The sequence below is a fragment of the Nonomuraea sp. LPB2021202275-12-8 genome, assembly GCF_037044575.1.
Taxonomy (GTDB): domain Bacteria; phylum Actinomycetota; class Actinomycetes; order Streptosporangiales; family Streptosporangiaceae; genus Nonomuraea.
The window spans coordinates 43276-63861 of the sequence record NZ_JBAHWD010000002.1; the positions used below are offsets into that span (position 1 = coordinate 43276).

The 20586-nt window shown below is 70.9% G+C and carries 20 protein-coding genes; 8 read left to right on the forward strand and 12 right to left on the reverse strand.

Annotated elements, in window-relative coordinates; all coding sequences use genetic code 11:
* Nucleotides 1-45 precede the first annotated feature (45 nt).
* On the forward strand, nt 46-1194 hold the full coding sequence (locus V5E28_RS03985) for an NAD(P)/FAD-dependent oxidoreductase (protein ID WP_336204962.1): 1149 nt from the start codon (nt 46-48) through the stop codon (nt 1192-1194).
* A gap of 54 nt (nt 1195-1248) precedes the next feature.
* Here V5E28_RS03985 and V5E28_RS03990 read toward each other — a convergent pair whose 3' ends face one another.
* Nucleotides 1249-1443, reverse strand: a complete 195-nt coding sequence (locus V5E28_RS03990; protein WP_336204963.1) for a DUF2795 domain-containing protein — start codon at nt 1441-1443, stop codon at nt 1249-1251.
* A 20-nt stretch (nt 1444-1463) separates the two neighbouring features.
* Nucleotides 1464-2327, reverse strand: a complete 864-nt coding sequence (locus V5E28_RS03995; protein ID WP_336204964.1) for a glycosyltransferase family 2 protein — start codon at nt 2325-2327, stop codon at nt 1464-1466.
* Between the two features lie 106 nt (nt 2328-2433).
* Here V5E28_RS03995 and V5E28_RS04000 point away from each other — a divergent pair, with 106 nt between their 5' ends.
* The 6 genes from V5E28_RS04000 (at nt 2434) to aspS (ending at nt 9053) form a co-directional block, all read left to right on the forward strand.
* A complete protein-coding gene (locus V5E28_RS04000) occupies nt 2434-3057 on the forward strand; it encodes a TetR/AcrR family transcriptional regulator (protein ID WP_336204965.1) in 624 nt (207 codons plus the stop codon).
* Nucleotides 3057-4415 (forward strand): carotenoid oxygenase family protein, encoded by a 1359-nt coding sequence (locus V5E28_RS04005; protein WP_336204966.1) that lies wholly within the window; start codon nt 3057-3059, stop codon nt 4413-4415. The genes V5E28_RS04000 and V5E28_RS04005 overlap by 1 nt, the downstream gene beginning before the upstream one ends.
* Nucleotides 4416-4484: 69 nt before the next feature.
* Nucleotides 4485-5141 carry a (d)CMP kinase gene (cmk, locus tag V5E28_RS04010; RefSeq protein ID WP_336204967.1) on the forward strand — a complete coding sequence of 219 codons (657 nt, stop codon included), beginning with the start codon at nt 4485-4487 and terminating at the stop codon, nt 5139-5141.
* 29 nt (nt 5142-5170) lie between these two features.
* Nucleotides 5171-6565, forward strand: coding sequence for a ribosome biogenesis GTPase Der (gene der, locus V5E28_RS04015; RefSeq protein WP_336204968.1), 1395 nt, complete (start codon nt 5171-5173; stop codon nt 6563-6565).
* A gap of 85 nt (nt 6566-6650) precedes the next feature.
* On the forward strand, nt 6651-7496 hold the full coding sequence (blaOXA, locus tag V5E28_RS04020; protein ID WP_336204969.1) for a class D beta-lactamase: 846 nt from the start codon (nt 6651-6653) through the stop codon (nt 7494-7496).
* Between the two features lie 291 nt (nt 7497-7787).
* The gene (gene aspS, locus V5E28_RS04025) at nt 7788-9053 is read left to right on the forward strand and encodes an aspartate--tRNA(Asn) ligase (protein ID WP_336204970.1); all 1266 of its coding nucleotides are present in this window, start codon (nt 7788-7790) and stop codon (nt 9051-9053) included.
* 35 nt (nt 9054-9088) lie between these two features.
* Here the strand turns inward: aspS and V5E28_RS04030 are convergent, their stop codons facing one another.
* From V5E28_RS04030 to V5E28_RS04065, 8 genes are all read right to left on the reverse strand, one after another.
* Nucleotides 9089-10420, reverse strand: coding sequence for a lipopolysaccharide biosynthesis protein (locus tag V5E28_RS04030; RefSeq protein ID WP_336204971.1), 1332 nt, complete (start codon nt 10418-10420; stop codon nt 9089-9091).
* Nucleotides 10410-11576, reverse strand: a complete 1167-nt coding sequence (locus V5E28_RS04035) for a DegT/DnrJ/EryC1/StrS family aminotransferase (protein ID WP_336204972.1) — start codon at nt 11574-11576, stop codon at nt 10410-10412. Before V5E28_RS04035 ends, V5E28_RS04030 begins: the two co-directional genes overlap by 11 nt.
* A complete protein-coding gene (locus V5E28_RS04040) occupies nt 11573-12658 on the reverse strand; it encodes a GNAT family N-acetyltransferase (protein WP_336204973.1) in 1086 nt (361 codons plus the stop codon). Before V5E28_RS04040 ends, V5E28_RS04035 begins: the two co-directional genes overlap by 4 nt.
* Before the next feature lie 55 nt (nt 12659-12713).
* Nucleotides 12714-14207: an MFS transporter gene (locus tag V5E28_RS04045; RefSeq protein WP_336204974.1), complete on the reverse strand. Its 1494-nt coding sequence runs from the start codon at nt 14205-14207 to the stop codon at nt 12714-12716.
* Nucleotides 14204-14854 (reverse strand): LppX_LprAFG lipoprotein, encoded by a 651-nt coding sequence (locus V5E28_RS04050; protein ID WP_336204975.1) that lies wholly within the window; start codon nt 14852-14854, stop codon nt 14204-14206. Before V5E28_RS04050 ends, V5E28_RS04045 begins: the two co-directional genes overlap by 4 nt.
* A 59-nt stretch (nt 14855-14913) precedes the next feature.
* Nucleotides 14914-15372 carry a MarR family winged helix-turn-helix transcriptional regulator gene (locus V5E28_RS04055; protein WP_336204976.1) on the reverse strand — a complete coding sequence of 153 codons (459 nt, stop codon included), beginning with the start codon at nt 15370-15372 and terminating at the stop codon, nt 14914-14916.
* A 69-nt stretch (nt 15373-15441) separates the two neighbouring features.
* Nucleotides 15442-15618, reverse strand: a complete 177-nt coding sequence (locus V5E28_RS04060) for a hypothetical protein (protein WP_336204977.1) — start codon at nt 15616-15618, stop codon at nt 15442-15444.
* A 9-nt stretch (nt 15619-15627) separates the two neighbouring features.
* The gene (locus V5E28_RS04065; RefSeq protein WP_336204978.1) at nt 15628-16266 is read right to left on the reverse strand and encodes a 4'-phosphopantetheinyl transferase family protein; all 639 of its coding nucleotides are present in this window, start codon (nt 16264-16266) and stop codon (nt 15628-15630) included.
* Between the two features lie 406 nt (nt 16267-16672).
* On the opposite strand from V5E28_RS04065, the gene V5E28_RS04070 reads away from it, so the two are divergent.
* Entirely contained in the window at nt 16673-18094 is a 1422-nt protein-coding gene (locus V5E28_RS04070; protein ID WP_336204979.1) for an FAD-binding oxidoreductase, read from the forward strand.
* Between the two features lie 11 nt (nt 18095-18105).
* Here V5E28_RS04070 and V5E28_RS04075 read toward each other — a convergent pair whose 3' ends face one another.
* Nucleotides 18106-19638, reverse strand: a complete 1533-nt coding sequence (locus V5E28_RS04075) for an alpha/beta hydrolase (RefSeq protein WP_336204980.1) — start codon at nt 19636-19638, stop codon at nt 18106-18108.
* Nucleotides 19639-19747: 109 nt separating this feature from the next.
* Nucleotides 19748-20524 carry a hypothetical protein gene (locus V5E28_RS04080; RefSeq protein WP_336204981.1) on the reverse strand — a complete coding sequence of 259 codons (777 nt, stop codon included), beginning with the start codon at nt 20522-20524 and terminating at the stop codon, nt 19748-19750.
* Nucleotides 20525-20586 lie beyond the last annotated feature (62 nt).

Consider the following 20586-nt stretch of genomic DNA (forward strand, 5'->3'; position numbering starts at 1 on the left):
GCCCGCTCATCACGTCTTCATCGGCGAGACGAGGAGGCAGGGCAGATGACAAGGATCGTGATACTGGGCGCAGGCTACACGGGCATCGCCGCGGCAATCAGGGTGGCCGTCAGGACGCGGCGCCACGGAGGCAGGGTGACGCTGGTGAACCCGTCGGCGCGCTTCACCGAGAGGCTCCGGCTGCACCAGACTGCGGCGGGGCAGCGGCTGGCGGACCACTCCATCGGGGACGTGCTCGCCGGGACGGGCGCCGAGTTCGTCCGCGGCACGGTCACCGGGCTCGACGCCGATCGGCGGGAGGTGGCGCTCGGCGACGGGCGGGTGCTCGGTTACGACAGGCTCGTGTACGCCCTCGGCACCGTCACCGACACGTCGGTCCCCGGCGTCGCGGCGCACGCGTTCACCTATGACAGCCACGACCAGGCCGTACGGCTGGCGGGCCGGCTGGCGGAGCTGGAAAGCGGCACGCTGGTGGTCGCCGGCGGCGGGCTGACCGGGATCGAGTCGGTCACCGAGCTCGCCGAGGCGCACCCGGGGCTGCACGTCGTCCTGCTCACCCGGGACGTTCCGGGCTCGATGATGGGCCCCGGCGCGCGCGCCCATCTCGACAGGGCGCTGGACCGGCTGCGGATCGAGGTACGGACGGGCGCCGAGATCATCAAGGTGCTTCCCGGCGGGGTGGAGCTGGCCGGAGGCGAGCTGGTGCACGCCGACGCGACGCTGTGGACCGCCGGCACCACCGGGCTGCCGCTGGCCGGCGACGCGGGGCTGACTGTGGACGGCCGCGGCAGGATCGTGGTGGACGAGGCGCTCAGGTCGGTGTCGCACCCGGAGGTGTACGCCGTCGGCGACGCCGCCGCGGTCAAGCAGCCGTTCGGGGTGCTGCACGGCACCTGCCAGAGCGGCATCCCGAGCGCGCTGCACGCCGCCACCGCGCTCGCCGCGGAGCTGCGCGGCCGGAGGCCGAGACCTTTCAGGTTCGGGTACGTCCACCAGCCCGTCAGCCTGGGCCGCGAGGACGCGGTGATCCAGTTCACCCGCCCCGACGACAGCCCGCGCCGGTGGCGCCTGACCGGCCGGGCGGCCGTGGCCTACAAGGAGATCGTCAGCAGCAGCCCCATGGCCACCTACAGGCTGCTCAAGCGAGGGCTGGTGCCCGTGGCGCTCTTCAGGCTGACGGCGGGTGGCAGGTGAAAGGCCCGCGCGGGCCACGGGATCGTCGTTGATCCGGTGGCCCGCGCGGCGTTTTCAACGCTGGGTGACAGCCTGGCTGACGGCGTTGGGACCGTCGTAGTCGCGGTCGGGCATGGCCTCCAGCGCTTTGATCGTGTCCCGGTCCGCGCCCTGCTTGCGGGCGGCCTCCAGCAGGTCGGACTTGCTGGCGGGATAGTCGACACCCTTGAGGTGCTTCTGTAGCTGAATCGGATTTGGTGCAGTTGTCATGACGCATTGCTACCCTTTAGTCACATACTGTAACCGCGCTCCAGGGTTCGCCGCGCGAGCTCGACCTCCGGCGGCAGCTCCTGGCGCTGCGCCAGGGCCCGGGACAGGCGCGGCACGGCAGACCGCAGCCCGCGCCAGCCCGGCGGGCCCCGGCGCAGGGCGTCGAGCGAGCGCAGGGCCACCACCCGCCACGGGCGGCGCAGGACCGCGGTGAGCAGGGCGTTGCGGACCGCCAGAGCCTGCCGTGCCGCCGGGTCGCGAGGCGGTGAGGGGTGGTGGTGGGCCACCACGTCGTCGACGTAGGCGAGCCCCCAGCCTCTGGCGGCCAGGTCCATCGCGAGGCGCTCCTCCTCGCCGAAGAAGAAGATCACGTCGTCGAAGCCGCCCGCCTCCAGGTACGCCTGTCGGCGCACCACCGCTCCGCAGGCCAGGAAGCCCAGCACGCTCGGCCCCGGCAGGTCGTCCGCCACTCCGAGCGGGGAGCGCCGCATCTCCGCGCTCACCGGATCGAGCCGCTGCTCGGCCCCCACCAGCACCCGGGCGCCGAGCACGGCCAGCCGCGGGTGGGCGTCGAGCGTGTCGGCGGCCAGCTCCAGCGCTCCGGAGGCCCACCAGGAGTCGTCGTCGGCGAAGGCCACGTAGGGCGTCTCGGCCATCCGGACGCCCAGATTGCGGGCCGGCGCGCCCAGGTTGCGCCCGGCCTCGACGACGCGCACGTGCGGGAAGTGGCGCCGGACGAATCCGGTGGTGCCGTCGGTGGAGCCGTTGTCGACCAGGATCACCGGGCCGGGATGGTGGGGGAGCGAGCGCTGCAGCGCGCGGAGGCGGTTCATGGTGGCGACCACCACCGTCACCCTGCTGGTCGTTTCACTCGTGTCCGTCACACCGGCCTTGTTTCCGGTCACAACGTCCTTACTCGCGTTGACGGCGGCGTCGGCAGGGCGTACAAATGTTGGTAACAGTGTTACCGTACAGAAACGGCGTTTCTCCATGAGCTCCACCACCTACCGGCAAGCCCAGCAGGAAGGGCAGGTCGTCGTCAGGGCCGCGATCCTCGACACCGCCACGCACCTCCTGATCAACGAGGGCCCGGCGGCGCTGACCGTGCGCCGGATCTCCGGCGAGGCCGGGTGCTCCACCAAGGTGATCTACACGCTCTTCGGCGGCAAGGAAGGGCTCACCGAGGCGCTGTGGCTGGAGGGGTTCGCCAGGTTCGAGCAGCGGCTGCTGGCCGTGCCCTTTGACCCCGACGCCCTGACCGAGCTGCGGGCGGGCATCGAGACCTACCGCGACTACGCGCTGGAGCAGCCGGCGTACTACCGCGTCATGTTCCAGGGCGCGGTGCCCGGCTTCACGCCGAGCCGGCCGGCCCAGGAGGTGGCGAGGAGAACCTTCAGCCTGCTCGTGGCCGTGGTCAGCCGGTGCCTGGAGGAGGGCCGGCTGCGCGGCGCCACCGACGTGGAGATCGCCGACGTGCTCTGGATGGCCATGCACGGCGCGGTCAGCCTGGAGCTGTCCGGTTACTTCGATCGAGCCGAGGCCGAACGGCGCTACAGGCTGCTCTGCTCCTCGGTGCTCAAGCCCTTCCTGACTCCCGACGAGAGGACCACCTGATGTCCACCCCCTACAGAGGCGGCTTCACCCCGGTCACAGATGAGATCACCGCCTTCGACCTCGAGGTCACCGGCCGCATCCCGGCCGAGCTGAACGGCCGCTACCTGCGCAACGGCCCCAACCCGCTCAGCCTCGACGACCCCCAGGCGGCGCACCTGTTCCTGGGCGAGGGCATGGTGCACGGCGTCCGGCTGCGCGACGGCCGCGCCGAGTGGTACCGCAACCGGTGGGTGCGCAACGCCGAGGTCGCCCGGCGGCTCGGCGAGCAGCCGCGGTCCGCTCTCAACCACGCGGGCATGGACTTCGCCGCCAACACCCACGTGATCGGCCTGGCCGGCCGTACCTTCGCGACCGTCGAGGCGGGCGCGCTGCCGTACGAACTGAGTTACGAGCTCGACACGATCGGCGCGTGCGACTTCGACGGCGGGCTGCCCGGCGGGTTCGCCGCGCACACCCACCTGGACCCGGCCACCGGCGAGCTGCACGCGATGGCGTACTTCTTCGGCTGGGACCACCACCAGCACATCGTGCTGGACGCCAAGGGCGCCGTCACGCAGACCAGGGACATCCCCATCGCGGACGCGCCCATGCTGCACGACTTCGCGCTGACCGAGCGTTACGTGGTGCTCTACGACCTGCCCGTCACGTTCAGCATGGACCACGCCGCCAAGGGCACGCCGCTGCCGTACGCGTGGAACGAGGAGCACGGCTCCCGGCTCGGCCTGCTGTCGCGCGCGACCGGCGAGGTGCGCTGGTTCGAGGTGGACCCGTGCTGGGTCTTCCACACGCTCAACGCCTACGACGACGGCGACCAGGTGGTGGTCGACGTGGTGCGCTATCCGCAGCGGTTCGTCGACGCGCGGCTCGACCTGGGCGGCATGCCCACGCTGGACCGGTGGCGGATCGACCTGACGTCGGGCAAGGTGTCCGAGACCCGCCTGGACGGGCGGTCGCAGGAGTTCCCGCGCATCAACGAGCGGCTCACCGGCAGGCCCTACCGCTACGGCTACACCGCCGCCACCCGCGACCTGATCGACGTGGTCTATCCGGGCGACACCGAGCTGGAGGACCTGCCGGACGAAGCGTTCGACAACACGCTCATCAAGCACGACCTGGAGCGGGGCACCCAGCAGGCGCGGCAGTTCGGCAGGGGCGCCTACGTGGGCGAGCCGGTGTTCGTGGAGTCGGGCGCGGCCGAGGATGACGGCTACGTGCTGACCTTCGTCAACAACCCGGCGCGCGGGGCGGCCGACCTGGTGATCCTGCCCGCGCAGGACTTCTCCGGAGAGCCGGTCGCCACCGTGCACCTGCCCGCCCGGGTGCCGCTCGGCTTCCACGGGAGCTGGGTGGCCGACTGACCGGCGGATCGACGGGGCGCGAGGCGGTAACCTCTTCAGGTTAGGTCGAAACGTGAAGAGGGAGAGACCGTGGCCGGTCTGGTCGTCGCCATGGACGGCCCTTCGGGGTCGGGCAAGTCGAGCGCCTCGCGCGGAGTCGCCCGCGCGCTGGGGCTTCGTTACCTGGACACCGGCGCCCAATACCGGGCGATGACCTGGTGGATGCTCCGGCAGGGCGTCGACCTCGCCGACCCCGCCGCGGTCGCGGCCCGCTGCGGCGAGCCCGAGATCGTGTCCGGCACCGACCCCGACGCGCCGGCCATCCAGGTCGGCGGCGTCGACGTGGCCGAGCCGATCAGGCAGGACGAGGTCACCTCCGCCGTCTCCGTCGTGGCGGCGGTGCCGCAGGTGCGGGCGCGGCTCGTCGCGCTCCAGCGGGAGATCATCGGCGCCGGTGACATCGTGGTCGAAGGCCGCGACATCGGCTCCGTGGTCGCCCCGGAGGCGGCCGTCAAGATCTATCTGACGGCCAGCGCCGAGGCCCGGGCCCAGCGCCGCTCCGCGGAGCTGATCGGCACCACGGCGCAGGCGCAGCAGGCGGCCATGGCCAGGCGTGACACGCTCGACTCAACACGCAAGACGGATCCACTCTCGTTGGCGGATGGTGCCATCGAGCTCGACACCACCGCGTTCAACCTCGAAGAGGTCATCGCGGAGGTGCTGAGACTGGTCAAGGAGCGCACCTAGGGGTGCGGGACTCATAAGGATGAGACATCGTGTCAACGGGGGATTGGGTCGAGGTTGACCTCGACGATCTCGAAGTTTCCGAAACACCGGCGGACAGCGGTCCGCTACCGGTCGTGGCCATCGTAGGGCGGCCGAACGTCGGCAAGTCCACGCTGGTCAACCGCATCATCGGCCGCCGCGAGGCGGTCGTCGAAGACGTGCCGGGAGTGACCCGCGACCGCGTCACCTACGAGGCCAACTGGCGAGGACGCCGCTTCACCGTCGTCGACACCGGCGGCTGGGATCCCGAGGCAACCGGGATGAACCTGCGCATCGCCGAGCAGGCGCAGATCGCCGCAGAACTGGCGGACGTGATCGTGTTCGTGGTCGACGCGACCGTGGGCGCCACCGACGCCGACGAGATCGTCGGCTCGATCCTGCGCCAGTCGGGCAAGCCGGTCATCCTGACCGCCAACAAGGTCGACAACCAGCAGATCGAGCTGGAGGCGGCGGCCCTGTGGTCGCTCGGCCTCGGCGAGCCGCACGCCGTCTCGGCCCTGCACGGCCGCTCCAGCGGCGACCTGCTCGACGTGGTGCTCGAAGCGCTGCCGGAGACGCCGGCGGTGACGTTCGGCACCGAGCGCGGGCCCGCCCGGGTGGCGCTGCTCGGCAAGCCCAATGTGGGCAAGTCCTCGCTGCTCAACAAGCTGGCGGGGGAGGAGCGGGTGCTGGTCGACCCGATGGCGGGCACCACCCGCGACCCGGTCGACGAGCTGATCGAGCTCGGCGGCAGGACCTGGCGGTTCGTCGACACCGCGGGCATCAGGCGGCGCGACCGCGAGCTGCAGGGCGCCGACTTCTACGCGGCCATGCGCACCAGGGCCGCGCTGGACCGCTCCGAGGTGGCGATCGTGCTGATCGACGCCAGCGAGCCGCTCACCGAGCAGGATCTGCGCATCATCAGCCTGGTGATCGAGTCAGGCCGGGCCATGGTGGTGGCGTTCAACAAGTGGGATCTCGTCGACGAGGACCGCCGCTACTACCTGGAGAAGGAGATCGACAGGCAGCTCGTCCGCACCCCGTGGGCGCTGCGCGTCAACATCTCCGCCCTGACCGGCCGCCACATGGACCGGCTCGTGCCCGCCCTGGAGAAGGCGCTGGAGTCCTGGTCCACCCGGGTGCCGACGTCCAGGCTGAACGCGTTCCTGACCGAGCTGGTCCAGGCGACGCCGCCTCCGGTGCGCGGTGGCAAGCAGCCGAAGATCCTGTTCGCCACGCAGGCGTCGACCGAGCCGCCCAAGTTCGTGCTGTTCACCTCGGGCTGGCTGGAGGACACCTACCGCCGCTTCATCGAGCGCCGCATCCGGGAGGAGTTCGGCTTCGCCGGATCGCCGATCGAGGTGACGATGAAGATCCGCGAGAAGCGGCAGAAGAAGGACCGCTGACCTGGGCCGATATCCGGACGGATATCGGGCTGGCAGTAATAGCAATATTGGACACGACTGCGGAAGTGCTGATCTGATCTTCCGCATGAGACATCCCCGAATGTTGCTGAGCGCTGCCCTGCTGACCGTGACCGCGCTGGCCGGCGGGACGGCGCACGCCGCCACGCCGGTCGCCGGGGCGCACGCCGTCGCGCAGCCCGGCGTCGTCGTCCGCGACGACCTGCGGGCCGTCTTCGACAAGGCCGGCCTGCGCGGTACGTTCGCGCTGCTCGACGTCAGGAGCGGCCGGACCACCGTGGTCGACCGCAGCAGGGCGTACAAGCCGATGGCGCCCGCCTCCACCTTCAAGATCCCGCACGCCGTGATCGCGCTGGAGACCGGCGCGGTCAAGGACGAGCACGAGATCATCCCCTACGGCGGCAAGCCGCAGTCCTTCCCCCAGTGGGAGCAGGACATGAACCTGGGCGACGCGATCAAGGTGTCGAACGTGCCCGTGTTCCAGACGATCGCCCGCAGGATCGGGCTGAAGAAGGAGAAGCAGTGGGTGAACCGGCTGGGCTACGGCGACCGTGAGATCGGCCGGGTCGTCGACCGGTTCTGGCTCGACGGGCCGCTGGAGATCTCCGCCGTGGAGCAGACCAAATTCCTGTCGAAGTTCGCCCGCCAGCAACTGCCCGCCACGAAGAAGAGCCTGAGACTGGTCCGCGACATGCTGAAGGTCGAGCAGAAGGACGGCTACACGCTGTACGCGAAGAGCGGCTGGGCCGACACCTTCACGCCCGGCATCGGCTGGTACGTGGGCTGGATCGAGCGGGGCGACCGGCTCTACGCGTTCGCCCTCAACGCCGACATCGTGGACGACGCCGACGTGGCCGCGCGGGTCCCGGTGACCCGCGACCTGCTGACCCGGCTGGGCGCACTGCCCGGCTGAAACCCTTTGCCGGGCGGGTGGCGATCCGGATACCATCCACGGCAACACGTAGACGGAGACGAGTAGCCGGGGCCCGCGCGGGTCCAGAGAGCCGCCGCACGCTGGAAAGGCGGCCCCGCGCCCCCCGGTGAAGACACTCCCGAGTGCGGGGAGGCAATGCCCCGCCGGCCTGACCCCCGTCATCGGGTCGTGGAGGCCGCCCCTGGCGGGCGGCGAAAGTGCGGTGGCACCGGGAGTTCCCTTCTCCCCCGCACTCCCAAGGGGTCATGCACTTCCTCGTGAGGAGCTGTGATGATCTCTCGTGTCCTGTCGGCGGAGCTCGCTGAGCACGCCGGGCAACGAGTGACGATCGCCGGCTGGGTCCATCGCCGCCGGCTGCTGAAATCCGTGTCCTTCCTGGTCATCAGGGACCGCACCGGGCTGGCGCAGGCCGTCTTCCACGGCGGCGACCTGCCCGGCGAGGAAAGCGTCGTCGAGGTCACCGGGACCGTGACGGCCAACCCCCAGGCGCCGGGCGGTGTCGAACTCGCCGCCCCCGAGCAGCGCGTGCTGTCCGAGCCGGGCGAGGCGCCGCCCTTCGACCTCTACCGCCCGGTCGTGCCGGCCGCGCTGCCGACGATCCTCGACCACGCCCCCGTGGCCCTGCGCCACCCGGCGCTCAGGGCCCCGCTGGAGATCTCGGCGGCGAGCGTGGCGGGGTTCCGGGCCTCGCTCGACCGGCTCGGCTTCACCGAGATCCACACCCCGAAGATCGTCGCCTCGGCCACCGAGTCCGGCGCGAACGTCTTCGGCATCGACTACTTCGGCCGGCCCGCCTACCTGGCCCAGTCGCCGCAGTTCTACAAGCAGGCCATGGTCGGGGTGTTCGAGCGGGTCTACGAGGTGGGGCCGGTCTTCAGGGCCGAGCCGCACGACACCGTCCGGCACCTGGCCCAGTACACCAGCCTGGACGCCGAGCTCGGCTTCGTCCGCGACCACCGCGAGGTGATGGCGGTGCTGCGGGAGGCGGTGGCTGGCATGCTGGAGTCGGTGCGCGAGCGCGCCGCCTCCGCCACCCGGACGCTCGGCCTGGAACTGCCCGAGGTGCCCGCGGAGATCCCGGCCATGCACTTCACCGAGGCGCAGCGCCTGACAGGCGAGGACGAGCCGGACCTGTCACCGGCCCAGGAGCGGTGGCTGTCGCGCTGGGCGCTGCGCGAGCACGGCTCGGAGTTCCTCTTCGTGACCGGCTACCCGATGTCCAAGCGGCCCTTCTACACCCATCCGGACCCGGCGCGTCCCGGTTACTCCCTTGGCTTCGACCTGCTCTTCAGGGGCCTGGAGCTGGTGACCGGCGGGCAGCGGCTGCACCGGCACCAGGACTACCTGGACGCCCTGGCTGAGAGGGGCCAGAGCGCGGAGCCGTACGAGGGCTATCTGCAGGCGTTCGCGTACGGCATGCCGCCGCACGGCGGGTTCGCGATCGGGCTGGAGCGGTGGACCGCCCGCCTGACCGGCGCGGCCAACATCCGCCAGGCCACAGCCTTCCCGCGCGACCTGCACCGGCTCTCGCCGTAACGCGCGACGACCCGCCGTCCCCACCGGACGGCGGGTCAGGCCACCTCCTGCGTACGGGGAAGCGCCAGCACCTTGCGGAGGCCGGGCAGCACGCACAGGCCGGTCACCGTCTGGCTGGCGAGCAGCGCGTAACCCACGCCGGTGATGCCCGCGACCGGGAACAGCGCGATGACGCTGGCGAAGACGAGCACCGTCATCCCGATCTGGATCGTCGCCAGCTTCCTGGCCTCGCTGCGCGCCCGCAGCGTGCCCAGCCGGATCTCCACCAGCGCCATCGGCAGCACGCCCAGCGCCATCAGACGCAGCAGCGGGGTGCCGGCCTCGGACAGTTCGGGGCCGAAGACGAGCAGGATCAGCGGAGCCGCGAGGACGACGACCGCGACGACCGGGCCGACGATGAGGAAGGTGCGGCGCAACGCGTTGCGGGTGGTCTGCGCCAGGCGGGCGGAGTCGAGCGAGCCCTCGACGGTCAGGGATACCGCCATGTTCGCCGCGAGCAGCCCCATCATGCAGCCGAGCGTGTGGGTGACCGAGAAGTAGCCGAACATCTCCGGGTCGTTGAGCCAGGCGCCGACCATGACCGGCACCAGGTAGAGGACCAGGAGCGTGGAGAGCGCTCCGGAGAAGTCGCCGGCGACGAACCGGCCGATCTCGCGCAGCCGGGGCGGGGCGGCGTCGCTGCCGGTCCTGATCACGTGCTGCGGGATGGCGACCTTGAAGATCAGCCAGCTGATCGGGATCAGCGCCGCGGCCGTCGGCACGATCCAGGAGACGAAGATGCCGCCGAACATCCCGCCCGTCGGCAGCACGAACGCCAGCACGACCAGCAGGACCATCTTGCCCACGCCGAAGACCGTGCTGTTGACCGGCACCCAGATGGCCTTGCGCAGCCCCGCCAGCACCACGTCCTGCAAAGTGAAGATCGTCCAGACGAGCACCGACCCCAGGAAGAACAGCGCAGGCACCAGCGTGGCCAGCTCCGCGTAGGCGGCTCCCCACAGGGGCAGCGTCAGCAGGAAGCCGAGCGCGGCGAGCACCGCGGTGACGCCGGCGACCAGATAGCCGCGCAGCACCAGCTTCGAGGTCGCGGCCCCGGAGATCGGGATGAACCTGGCCATGACCCCGACGAACGCCAGTCCCACCAGCGAGGAGAACAGCCGCATCGCGGTGATCATGAGCTGGCCCTCGCCGAACGCGGCCGGGCTGTAGAGGCGCACGGCCAGGAACCAGTAGCCCAGGCCGAGCACGGCCGTGGCCGCGGTGTTGGCCATCAGCGCGTAGCCCTGCAGGAAGAGCGGGTTACGCAGGTCGGTCCGCAGCCTGGCGACCAGGCCGGGTCCCGATTTGACGACCTCTTCACTGGTCATGGGCCGGTGGTCCTTCCGGGGGAGGGGTCTCGAGCGGTCGTGCGCCGATCCGCTCCAGCAGCCGCACCACGCGTGCGGCGTCGAGCGGGTCGGCCGGCAGCGCGTGGCCGGTCCACCAGCGCGCCACCTCGGGCGTGGGCCCCTGGGCGATCATCGGCAGGTAGTCGTCCAGCGGCGGGTCGTAGATGAACCCCGGCACCACGCCGTGGCTCTCCAGCTCGGCGACCACCTCGTCCCTGTCCTGGACGAGCAGCGGCACCCGCAGCAGCGGCCGCACCGGAGCCTCGCGCACTCCCCGCGCGGCCCAGGGGGTGGCGCGCAGCGTCTCCACTCCGGCCAGCCGCCGGTCACGTTCGCGGTCGGCGACCCTCATGCGGGAGCGCTGGAAGCGCAGCAGCGGCGACGACGGGCGCATCCGCCAGTCGTCCAGGTCGATCCGCAGCCACGGGTCCATCGCCGCCAGATCCCCGGCCGCCTTGCCCAGCTCCTCCGCGGTCGTCGGGTAGCGGTGGCCGGTCCACTTGACGATGCCGAGTCTCTTGAGCGCGTGCCACACCGGCCGGACGAGGCCGGTGCGGTAGATCGTCTCGCGGATCAGCGGCCGCAGCACCGCGCCCAGCTGCGCCCCGCCGGGCAACAGCAGCTCCTCACGGGCCGCGGCCAGCTCGGGCAGCGCGCGAGGGTCGGCGGTGGTGAGGAAGCCGCCGGACATCGCCCGGCCGTGCTTGGCCAGGCTGAAGACGCCCGCCTGCCCGAACAGGCCCGCCGCCCGGCCGTCGATCATCGTCTGGAAGGCGTGCGCGGCGTCGTCGACGAGGACGAGCCCTCGCCGGTCGCACTCGGCGCGCAGCGCGTCCACCTGGTCGGGCTGGCCGTACAGGTGGGTGGTGATCACTCCGGCGAGGCCGGTCCAGTCGACGCGGGGCACGTCGATGTTGCCGTCGCGCCACGACACCGGCGCCATCACCGGCGTGAGCCGGGCGGCCAGCGCGACGAACAGCACGGTCTCGCAGTTGGTCGGCGAGATCAGCACCCGGTCGCCTGGGCTGAACCAGTGACGCAGGGCCAGCAGCAGCCCGAACCGCGCGGACGGCACATGCAGGCACTCCTGGCCGATCCGCTCGCTGATGGCGGCCTCGATGCCGGTGACGTTCACCGTGATCCGCTCCTGATCTGGCCGTACTTCTTCAGGACCCGGTCGGCGACCTTGTAGAGCACGGGGGCGTCGAGGACGGCGCGGCGCACGCGGCGCACCGGCTCCGTGCGCACCCAGTGGGCGCCGGCTCGCATCGTGCGCCGTCGCACGATGCCCTCGGTGACTGGAACGGTCCTACTGCACAGCGCCGTCTTGTACTCGTAACCGGCGCCCACGCTGAGGTCGATCGAGGACAGCCCGGCGGCGGCGGCCGCCTCCGCCATGCGCAGGTGCTGGATCAGGCCTGGCGAATACTTGCTGAAGGCCGGATCGTAGGACGGGAACCAGCCGACCAGCGTCGAATGCGAACGCAGCCCGAAATGTCCCGCCACCGGCTCGCCACCCGCGTAGAGCATGGACAGCACGCCGCCGAAGTCCTTGCTGTCGATCGCGTGCAGCCTCTCCACCAGCTCCACCACCCACTCCCGGCCGAACCGGTCGGGACGGCCGGTGCGGGCGTACTGTGCGGACTTCCACGTCCGTAACAGGCGGAACTGCTCGTCGGCGTCGACCGCGAACGCGAACGACACCTCTCCGCTGTCGCGGCCGAGCTTGCGCTCCTTGTACAGGGTGGTCTTCAGGAACTTGGGCGCACGCTCGCCCAGCTCACGCAGGTAGGCCGGATAGCCGTCAGCCAGGTCGAGGATGATCGCCTCCTGCCGGAGCGTCTCGTGCCGGGCGAACCACGGCTGTCCCTCGGCCAGGCAGCCGAACTCCCAGACGTGCAGCCCGCATGCCTTGAGCAGGGCGTCGGCGTCGAACTGGGCGCCGGGCCGGTGGATCATGCCCTGGCACAGCGACACCCACGCGCCGATGGCCGTGCCGCCGCCGGGATGGTCCTCGTACGGGAAGAAGCCTGCGACGCCCTCCGCGTCGGCCACGATCGCCACCCGCGCCCGGTCGTTGACCTCGCCCATCGCGAGGGTGAAGTCGGGGCTCAGGAAGGGGTTGGCCAGGTGCGGCAGCGCCCGCTGCATCTCCCGCCACGCTTCGATCTCGGATAAGCCCAGCTCGCGCGGGCGGAGAATAGCGATTTCTGGCAAGGCGTACCCCTATAAAGCTCCGGCCCCCGAAGGACGGGATCATCGTACCGGCTGGTCAACGTCGCGGCATGAACACTGCCAAGCCCGCTCCCAGCAAGCAGATGAAGGCTGTCACCAGGAACATCTCGGTGTATTCGACGTGCAGCGCCGCCTGCACCTTGCCCGTGTACTCGGCCAGCCGCAGCGCGTAGGTGTCGGCGTCGACGCCGAACGGGACCGGCGTGTCCAGGTGGGCGGTCAGCGACTGGAAGCGGTAGAAGCCCCACGCCGACACCGCGGCGATGCCGATCAGCATGCCCATCATCCTGGCCACCACGACCGCCGCCGAGGCGACGCCGTGCTGCGCGGACGGGGTCACCCGCAGCACCGCCGCGGACACCGGAGCGATCACCAGGCCGACGCCCAGCCCCGCCACGACCAGGTCGGCGTCCATCAGCAGCCGGGCACTCGCCAGATCCAGCGGCCAGCGGCTCATCAGCGCGTAGCCGGCGGCGGCCACGAGCAGGCCGGCCACGGTGACGGCCCGGTCGCCGAACCGGCGGGTCAGCAGCCCGCCCAGCACCGCGCCGACGGGCAGGGCGATGAGGAACCTGCCCAGCACCAGCGCCGCGTCCAGCGCCTCCAGACCGAGCAGCGTCTGGGCGGTGAACTGCACGAACACCATCGTCACCAGGAGCGCGGCGCCCGTCAGAAAGCTCACGCCGAGCGTCGCCAGCAGCGGCCCCTTCGTGACGCCCGACAGGTCGAGCAGGCGCACCGGCGAGCGGATCTCCCACCAGACGAACACCGCCGCCACCAGAACCCCGGCCGCGATGACGGGCACGCCCCAGGGCGGCAGGACCGCCTTGGCGGGATCCGGGTTGTAGAGGCCGACGACGAGGAGCCCGAGCGCCAGGGCGAGCAGCGCTCCGCCGACCCCGTCGATCCGGCCCGCCGCCCGCGCCGTCCGCGCCGGGGCGGCCGGGATGGCGAACTGTACGGCCAGCGCCGCGGCCAGGGCCAGCGGGACGTTGATCCAGAAGATGGCGTGCCAGCCGCCCAGCTCGATCCCGAGCACCGGCGCGCTCGGGAGCAGCGCCAGCACCCCTCCGTAGATCGGGCCCAGCGCGCTGCCCAGCTCCTGCGCCGCGCCGACCGCGCCGAGGGCCACCGGGCGCTCGCGCTCGCCCCACAGGTCGCCGATCAGCGCCATCGTGATCGGCAGCAGGGCGCCACCGGCGACGCCCTGGATCGTCCGGCCGGCCACCACCATCACCTCTCCGGAGGCCAGCGCGGTCAGCACCGAGCCGATGGCGAACGCCGCCAGGCAGGCGTGGATGAGCGGCCGCCTGCCGTAGCGGTCCGACAGCCCGCCGAGCAGCGGCATGGCCGCGACGTACCCGAGCAGGAAGCCCGTGACCACGGGGGTGGCCCGCTCCAGGCGGTTCAGCGGGATGCCGAGGTCGGTGGCGATGTCGATGAGGACGGTCACGACCACGTAGGCGTCGAGCGCGGCGAGCAGCACCACCGCCCCGCCCACGCCGAGCGCGACCCGGCGGGCGCGCTTCATTGGGCGGCGGGAGGCGGCGTGACCGTCACCGGCGCGTCGTAGTCACCGAGCGTCACCGTCACGCTGCCGTTCTGCAGCGGCAGCTCCACCTTGGTGAGCCTGCTGGTGGCCTTGTCGACCCAGACCTTGCCGTTGACGGCCTGCGTGACGCCGGGCACCAGCGTGCCGAGGGTCTGCCCGGAGAAGGTGGTGGCCACCCGGTAGGCGCCGCCCTCCTCGGCCTCGACGCTGGCCTCCGCGGCCGAGGTGAGCAGCTGCGCGATGCCCTTGGCCGGATCCAGGATCAGGGAGGGGTCGTAGAGCTGAGCGAGCTGCTGCCTGGTCATCTGCTGGAAGCCGCCGGTCGGCCCCTTGAAGTGCACGGTGTCGCCGATCAGTGCGAAGGACACCTCCTGCAGGCTGCCGAGCACCTCCAGGGTGATCGTGCCGTCGGCGTCGCCCGCCGCGGTCAGCCTGCCGTCGGCCTTCTTGACGGGCACGTTGGGCTTGCCCTCGGTGGCGATCGAGAACGTCGCCGACTTGACCGTCTTCATCGCCTCGGCGGCCTTCTTCATCAGGTCGGGCCCGGCGGGCAACTCCTCGCCGCTGCCTGACGAGCAGGCCGACAGCGCGGCGATGAAGAGGACGAGGAGTACCTTCTTGAACATGAGCGGATCGTAGCGAGCAGGTGGAAACGCCGCGCGCCGTCGCCGATATCGGTTGGGTGTCAGCGCAGCTTTTTCAGGTGCTCCACGATCGGGCCGTAGGCGACCTGCAGTTCGTTGAGCTGGTCGTCGGTGAGCCGGTCCACGAAGTGCTCGCGGACGCTCGCCACATGGTCGGGCGCCACCCGCTGGATCGTCGCCCAGCCCTCGTCGGTGAGCACCGCGAAGGTGCCGCGCCGGTCGTCCCGGCAGTCCTCCCTGACGACCAGGCCCTTGGCCTCCATGCGGGAGATCTGGTGGGAGAGGCGGCTGCGCGACTGGATGGTGGCGTCGGCCAGGTCGCTCATGCGCATCCGCCGCCCCGGATTCTCCGAGAGGTTGACCAGTATCTCGTAGTCGTTCAGCGACAGCGCGTGCGCCTGCAACTCCCGGTCCAGGCGGTGCATGAGGAGCTTGTGCAGGGCCAGGTGGGTGCGCCAGGCACGCTGCTCGGCGGGGGAAAGCCAGCGAGGCGCGCTCATGATCCCCAATCTAGCGTACGTAGAGTGACCGATGAGGGGACGAGTCCGGGAAAGCTCGCGGGCTCCGTGTCAGTTGAAGGCCATCACGATCGCGACCCCCACCACGTGCATGAGCACGACGGCGACGAGGAGTGAGACGAACACGAACTTGGCCGGACCGTGCTCGAAGGTGTTGCCCTCTTCCAAGGGCTTCCGCGTGGCCATCCTGTTGGCAATGCGCTCTTCTAGGGGCTCGCGGTAGAACATGTATCCAGTTTATCCGGAAATAGGCAGGCGGTCGGCTGGGGCATCGGTGACAACGGCCACTAAAATGTCCGGCTCCGCGCGCCACTCCAGCAGGTACCGGCCCGACCAGTCCTGATCGGCGGCGGCCATCCGGTCGAGGGTCAGCTCGCCGCGCTTGATCAGCGCCTCCTTGCGCGTCCAGTGCCGGATCAGCTCGTCGTTGCCGGTGACCAGCGACCGCTCGCCCGGGGTCAGCGCCATGCCCGCCAGGGCCTCGTCGAACGGCCCCGCCGGCACCCGCTCCACGTCCACGCCCACCCGGCCGTGTCCGGCCGCCGCGCACACATAACCGCGCGTGTGGCTGAAGCTCACGCCCAGGTCGGGGGCCTGCTCAAGGTACGGCCTGCCGTGCCCTGGGCCGTGCGTGTCGCAGTACTGCAGCAGCGTGAGCTCGCGCGCCCCGGCGCCGAGCACCGCGGCGGCGCAGAGGCGTACCAGCAGGTGGGCGGCCAGGAACGAGCGGCGGTCGGCGTCGAACCTGAACTGCGCGGCCCGCTCGCGCTCCACCTCGGTCAGCCACTCCTCGGGCGCGCGCACCTCCTCGGGCCGGCCGCCCATCGCCACCGGGCCGGTCGTCTTCGGGGTGCTCCGCGCGGGGCCGGTCGTCACGGGGTGTGGTCACTCCTTCGTCCGCTCGTCAAGCCGGTCCTCTTCGGCGGGACCCGGAGCCGTCGCATCGGCTGCCTGCCTCCTGATCGGCGTGAGCTCTCAGGCCCACGCCGGACGGCCGCGCGCTCGCCTCGTCCGAAACGTACACCGGGCGCGCGGCCGACTTCGACACCCGCACCGGAGCTCGGCGATCACCTGCCGACATCGCGCCAGAGGGGGCCGCCGGGGACACCGTGATCATGGGGTGCTGGCGGGAAAGGCTGAGCCGCAGGTCAAAGGACGTCCACCCGACTGCGCGTCGGCGGAGCGTGGTCAGGATTTCACCCGTCGCGAACCAGCCTAAAGGGCGAAAAATCGTACGATTGAGTGATAATTCGCGACAGTATGCCGCGCATGGGGGTGCGCCATGGTCCAGCTGATCAGAAGGGAACTGGAAACGCTGCGCGAGCGATGCGCCGGGCGGGTCGTCACCCGGCAGGACGCCGACTACGACGTCCTGCGATCGGTCTGGAACGGCGCCGTCAACCGCCACCCCGCCGTGATCGTCCGCTGCAGCGGCCCCGGAGACGTCTCGGCGGCCATCGGGTTCGCCCGCGAGGAGGACCTGGAGATCTCGGTCCGCGGCGGCGGTCACGGCTTCGGCGGCTCCGCCGTGACGGCCGGTGGCGTCATGCTCGATCTGAGCGCGCTGCGTCTGGTCGAAGTGGACCCCGCCGCCCGCTATGTCACCTGCGGCGGTGGCGCGACCTGGGCAGATCTCGATGCCGCCACGCAGGCGTACGGCCTGGCCACGCCCGGCGGCACGATCAGCCACACCGGCGTCGGCGGTCTCACCCTCGGCGGCGGCTTCGGCTGGCTGACCCGCGACTTCGGGCTGACCGTGGACAACCTCGAGTCGGCCGACCTGGTGCTGGCGAGCGGGGAGTACGTGCACGCCTCCGCGAGCGACAATCCCGACCTGTTCTGGGCGATCCGCGGCGGTGGCGGCAACTTCGGCGTCGCCACGTCGCTGGCCTACCGGCTGCACCCGGTGGGCCCGGAGGTGCACGTCGCGATCCTGTTCTGGGAGGCCGAACGCGGCCCGGAGGCGATCGAGGCGATCGAGGCGACGGTGCCGGAGCTGCCCGAGCGCATCGGTGTGCTGATCGGCTTCGGCATGAGCGCCCCGCCCGCGCCGTTCGTGCCGGTGCAGCACCGCTTCCGTCCCGGTCACGTGCTCATCCTGGCCGGATTCGGCTCCGCCGAGCACCACGCGGCCGCGCTGGCGCCGATCAGGCAGGCGCTGAAGCCCCTGTTCGAATTCGTCGCGCCGATGCCGTACACGCAACTCCAGTCGCTGCTGGACGAGAGCGCCCCCTGGGGCGTCATGGGCTACGAGAGGGCGCTGGACCTGCCGTCGCTCCCGCTGGAGGCGAGGAGCGTGATCTGCGAGCAGGCGGCGCGCAAGGGATCGCCGATGTCGTTCATGCCGACGTTCCGCCTCGATCGCGCCTTCACGGCCCCCGCCGACGACGCGACCGCCTTCGGCGGCACGCGCGAGCCGCACTACACCATGTCCATCACCGCGATGACTCCGTCGCCCGGCGACCTGCCGGCGGAACGGGAGTGGGCCCGCGCCGCCTGGGAGGCGCTCCGCCCGTACGCGCGCGGCACGGGATCGTACGTGAACTTCCTCACCGACCCTGACGAGGCCCGCGTCCACGCCGCCTACGGCCAGGAGAAGTACGCCAGGCTGGCCGCGGTCAAGGCCGTCTACGACCCGGACAACACCTTCCACCTGAACGCCAACATCAGGCCGGGGCGTCAGGGCGACGGCTCGTCGCCCTGACGTCCCGGCGCCTATCGGGCGAGGTTGTAGGTGTAGCCGGGCAGCCCCGGAAGGGGACCGGTGAGCGGGCGGGACCGCAGGGTGGCGGCCTCGGCCGGAGGCAGGGCGGGACACCTGGCGCCCCTGGCGGGCAGCGCCCCGGAGGCCAGGTAGCCGTCGATCGCCCCCGTCGGGCACTCGCCCCTGCCGTAGACGCCGTGCCCCCAGCCCTCGTAGGTGAGCAGCCGGGCCTCACGTCCGATCTGCCGCGCCGCGTTGACCGCCCACGGGTAGCCGGTCGCCGGATCGTGCAGGGCGTTGCCCAGCAGCAGGGTCGGGGTCCGGTCCACGCGCAGCCGGTGCTGCGGGTTGGGGATCGGGGTGGGCTGTCCCAGACAGGCGGCCGCCAGCCCGTGCGCCACCACGCTGACCAGCATGTCCGGCGCTATCGCGGCCGACCTGCGCAGATGCCCGGCGTACTCGCGATAGTCGCGGATCGGCAGCGCATAGTCCTGGCAGAAGACCTGCGAGGAATCGTTGATCTCCTGGTCGGCCCGCAGGGTGGGCGGCGTCAGGATGGCCCGAGCCGACGTGGCCCCGCTGTCGAGCGCCACCAGGAACTCGGCCAGCTCCTTGAACGCGGGCCCGTAGAACGCGCCGAACGCCTGCGCGATGAGGTCGAGCTTGGTCAGCGTGACGTCCGGGTTGCCCGGCAGCCGCAGCTCGCCCCGCTCGGCCCGCGCGAGCAGCTCGGCCCAGAGCGCGCGGACGTCCCTGCCGTGCAGCGCGCAGGAGGCGGTCCGGTCACACCAGGCGACGAACTCGTCGAAGGAGTCCTGGGAGGTCCAGGACTCGGTGTCCAGGAACGCCCGGGTGCCGAGGCTGTGGTCCATGTTGCTGTCGAGCGCCAGCGCGCGGATCCGCTTGGGGAACCGCTCGGCGTACAGCTGGCCGATGAGCGTGCCGTAGGAGACGCCGTAGTAGGTGAGCTTGTCGTCGCCCAGCGCGGCACGCAGCGTGTCCAGGTCGCGGACGACGCTGCCGGTGTCGACGTGGTCGAACAGCGGCCCGGTGCGCGCCCGGCAGTCCTGCCGGTAGCGCTCGTTGTAGGCCAGCAGCGCCTCGAAGTCCGCCTGGTCGCCGATGGACAGCGGGTCGGGCGCCTGGAGGGCCAGCTCCAGGGAGCACAGGATCGGATGGCTGCGCGCCACCCCGCGCGGGTCGAACCCGACGACGTCGAAGCGGCGCGTGATCTCCGGCGTGAACCCGAGCCACCCCTGCAGGACGGCGTCCACCCCCGAGCCGCCGGGCCCGCCGGGGTTGATCACCAGGGAGCCGATCCGGGCGGCGGGATCGGTGGCCTTGCGCCGGGCCAGGGCGAGCTCGATCGTCTGGCCGCGGGGATTCTTCCAGTCGACGGGCACCGTGAGGGTGCCGCACTCGGCGGTGGCGTCCTGGGCGCAGGAGGACCAGGTGATGGCGGGTGCGGCGGCTGCGGGCGCCACCGGCAGCAGGGGGACGATGAGGGAGAGTAAGGAGGCGAGCATCAGGACAGGTCTTCGCATGGCGAGTCCAATCGTCGAGACCTCGATCCTCGACCAGACCGCCCGACCAGTGCATCCGACTGGAGTATGAAACCGCAGTCATACCCACGTACCCCGGACCACCCGACGGTCAGGGACGCGGCAGGTCGGTGTCCACGACGTAGACGGCCCGGATGCGAGGATCCTTGACGATGGCCCGGATAGGATCCGGCAGATTCCGGGCGGTGAACCCGTAGACGAGACCGTCGCTGGCGTATTTCTGCAGTTGCGGCAGCTTGAGCTTGAACTGGGCGAGGATCGGGGCGTCATCTGCCCGCAGCAGACTCACCCATTTCCTGAATTGGGCTGTGAACGGTTCGGGGTGGGTGTCGAATGCGCATGTGTCGAATCCCCTGTGGTCGCAGGAGATCGGCTCCTCCCAGATCAACGGCTGGGCGGGTGCCATCAGAAGAGTCCGCGGATCCGACCAGAGAGCTCTTACCTCGCTCTCCTTGAGCGGTTTGGCGAGAACAACGACGACCTGAACGGGCATGCCGGACGGGATGGACTCGAGCAGAGTCTTCTGATCGCCCAACTCGGCCTCTGCGGACGCCATTCCGGTGGCGTCGCCCAAAATCGAGGTCAGCCGCCATGGGAGCGTGTACGGCGACAACACTTCGCCCGAATCTCCCCATCGAATCTCGTCGGACCACTGCGCCGTGTCGCTCATCGCGCTGCGAGGTCCCAGATGGATGGGCAGGGTCCCGTCCTCGCACGCCTCTCCGAACGTGCCACGCTTCAGCTCGTAATCCCCGTGGGTCACGGCGAAGGAATTCAGCCCGACGAGTCGGAGGCGCTCACATGATGTGAGGGTCGATCCCGTCGTACAGGAACTGCTCGCCATCGTCAGCCCCAGTGTCATCAGCACCGTTAAGTACGGGAGCCCTCCCCCAGAAGGAGCAGCCTTCATGTTCGTCCTCTCGCCCGCGC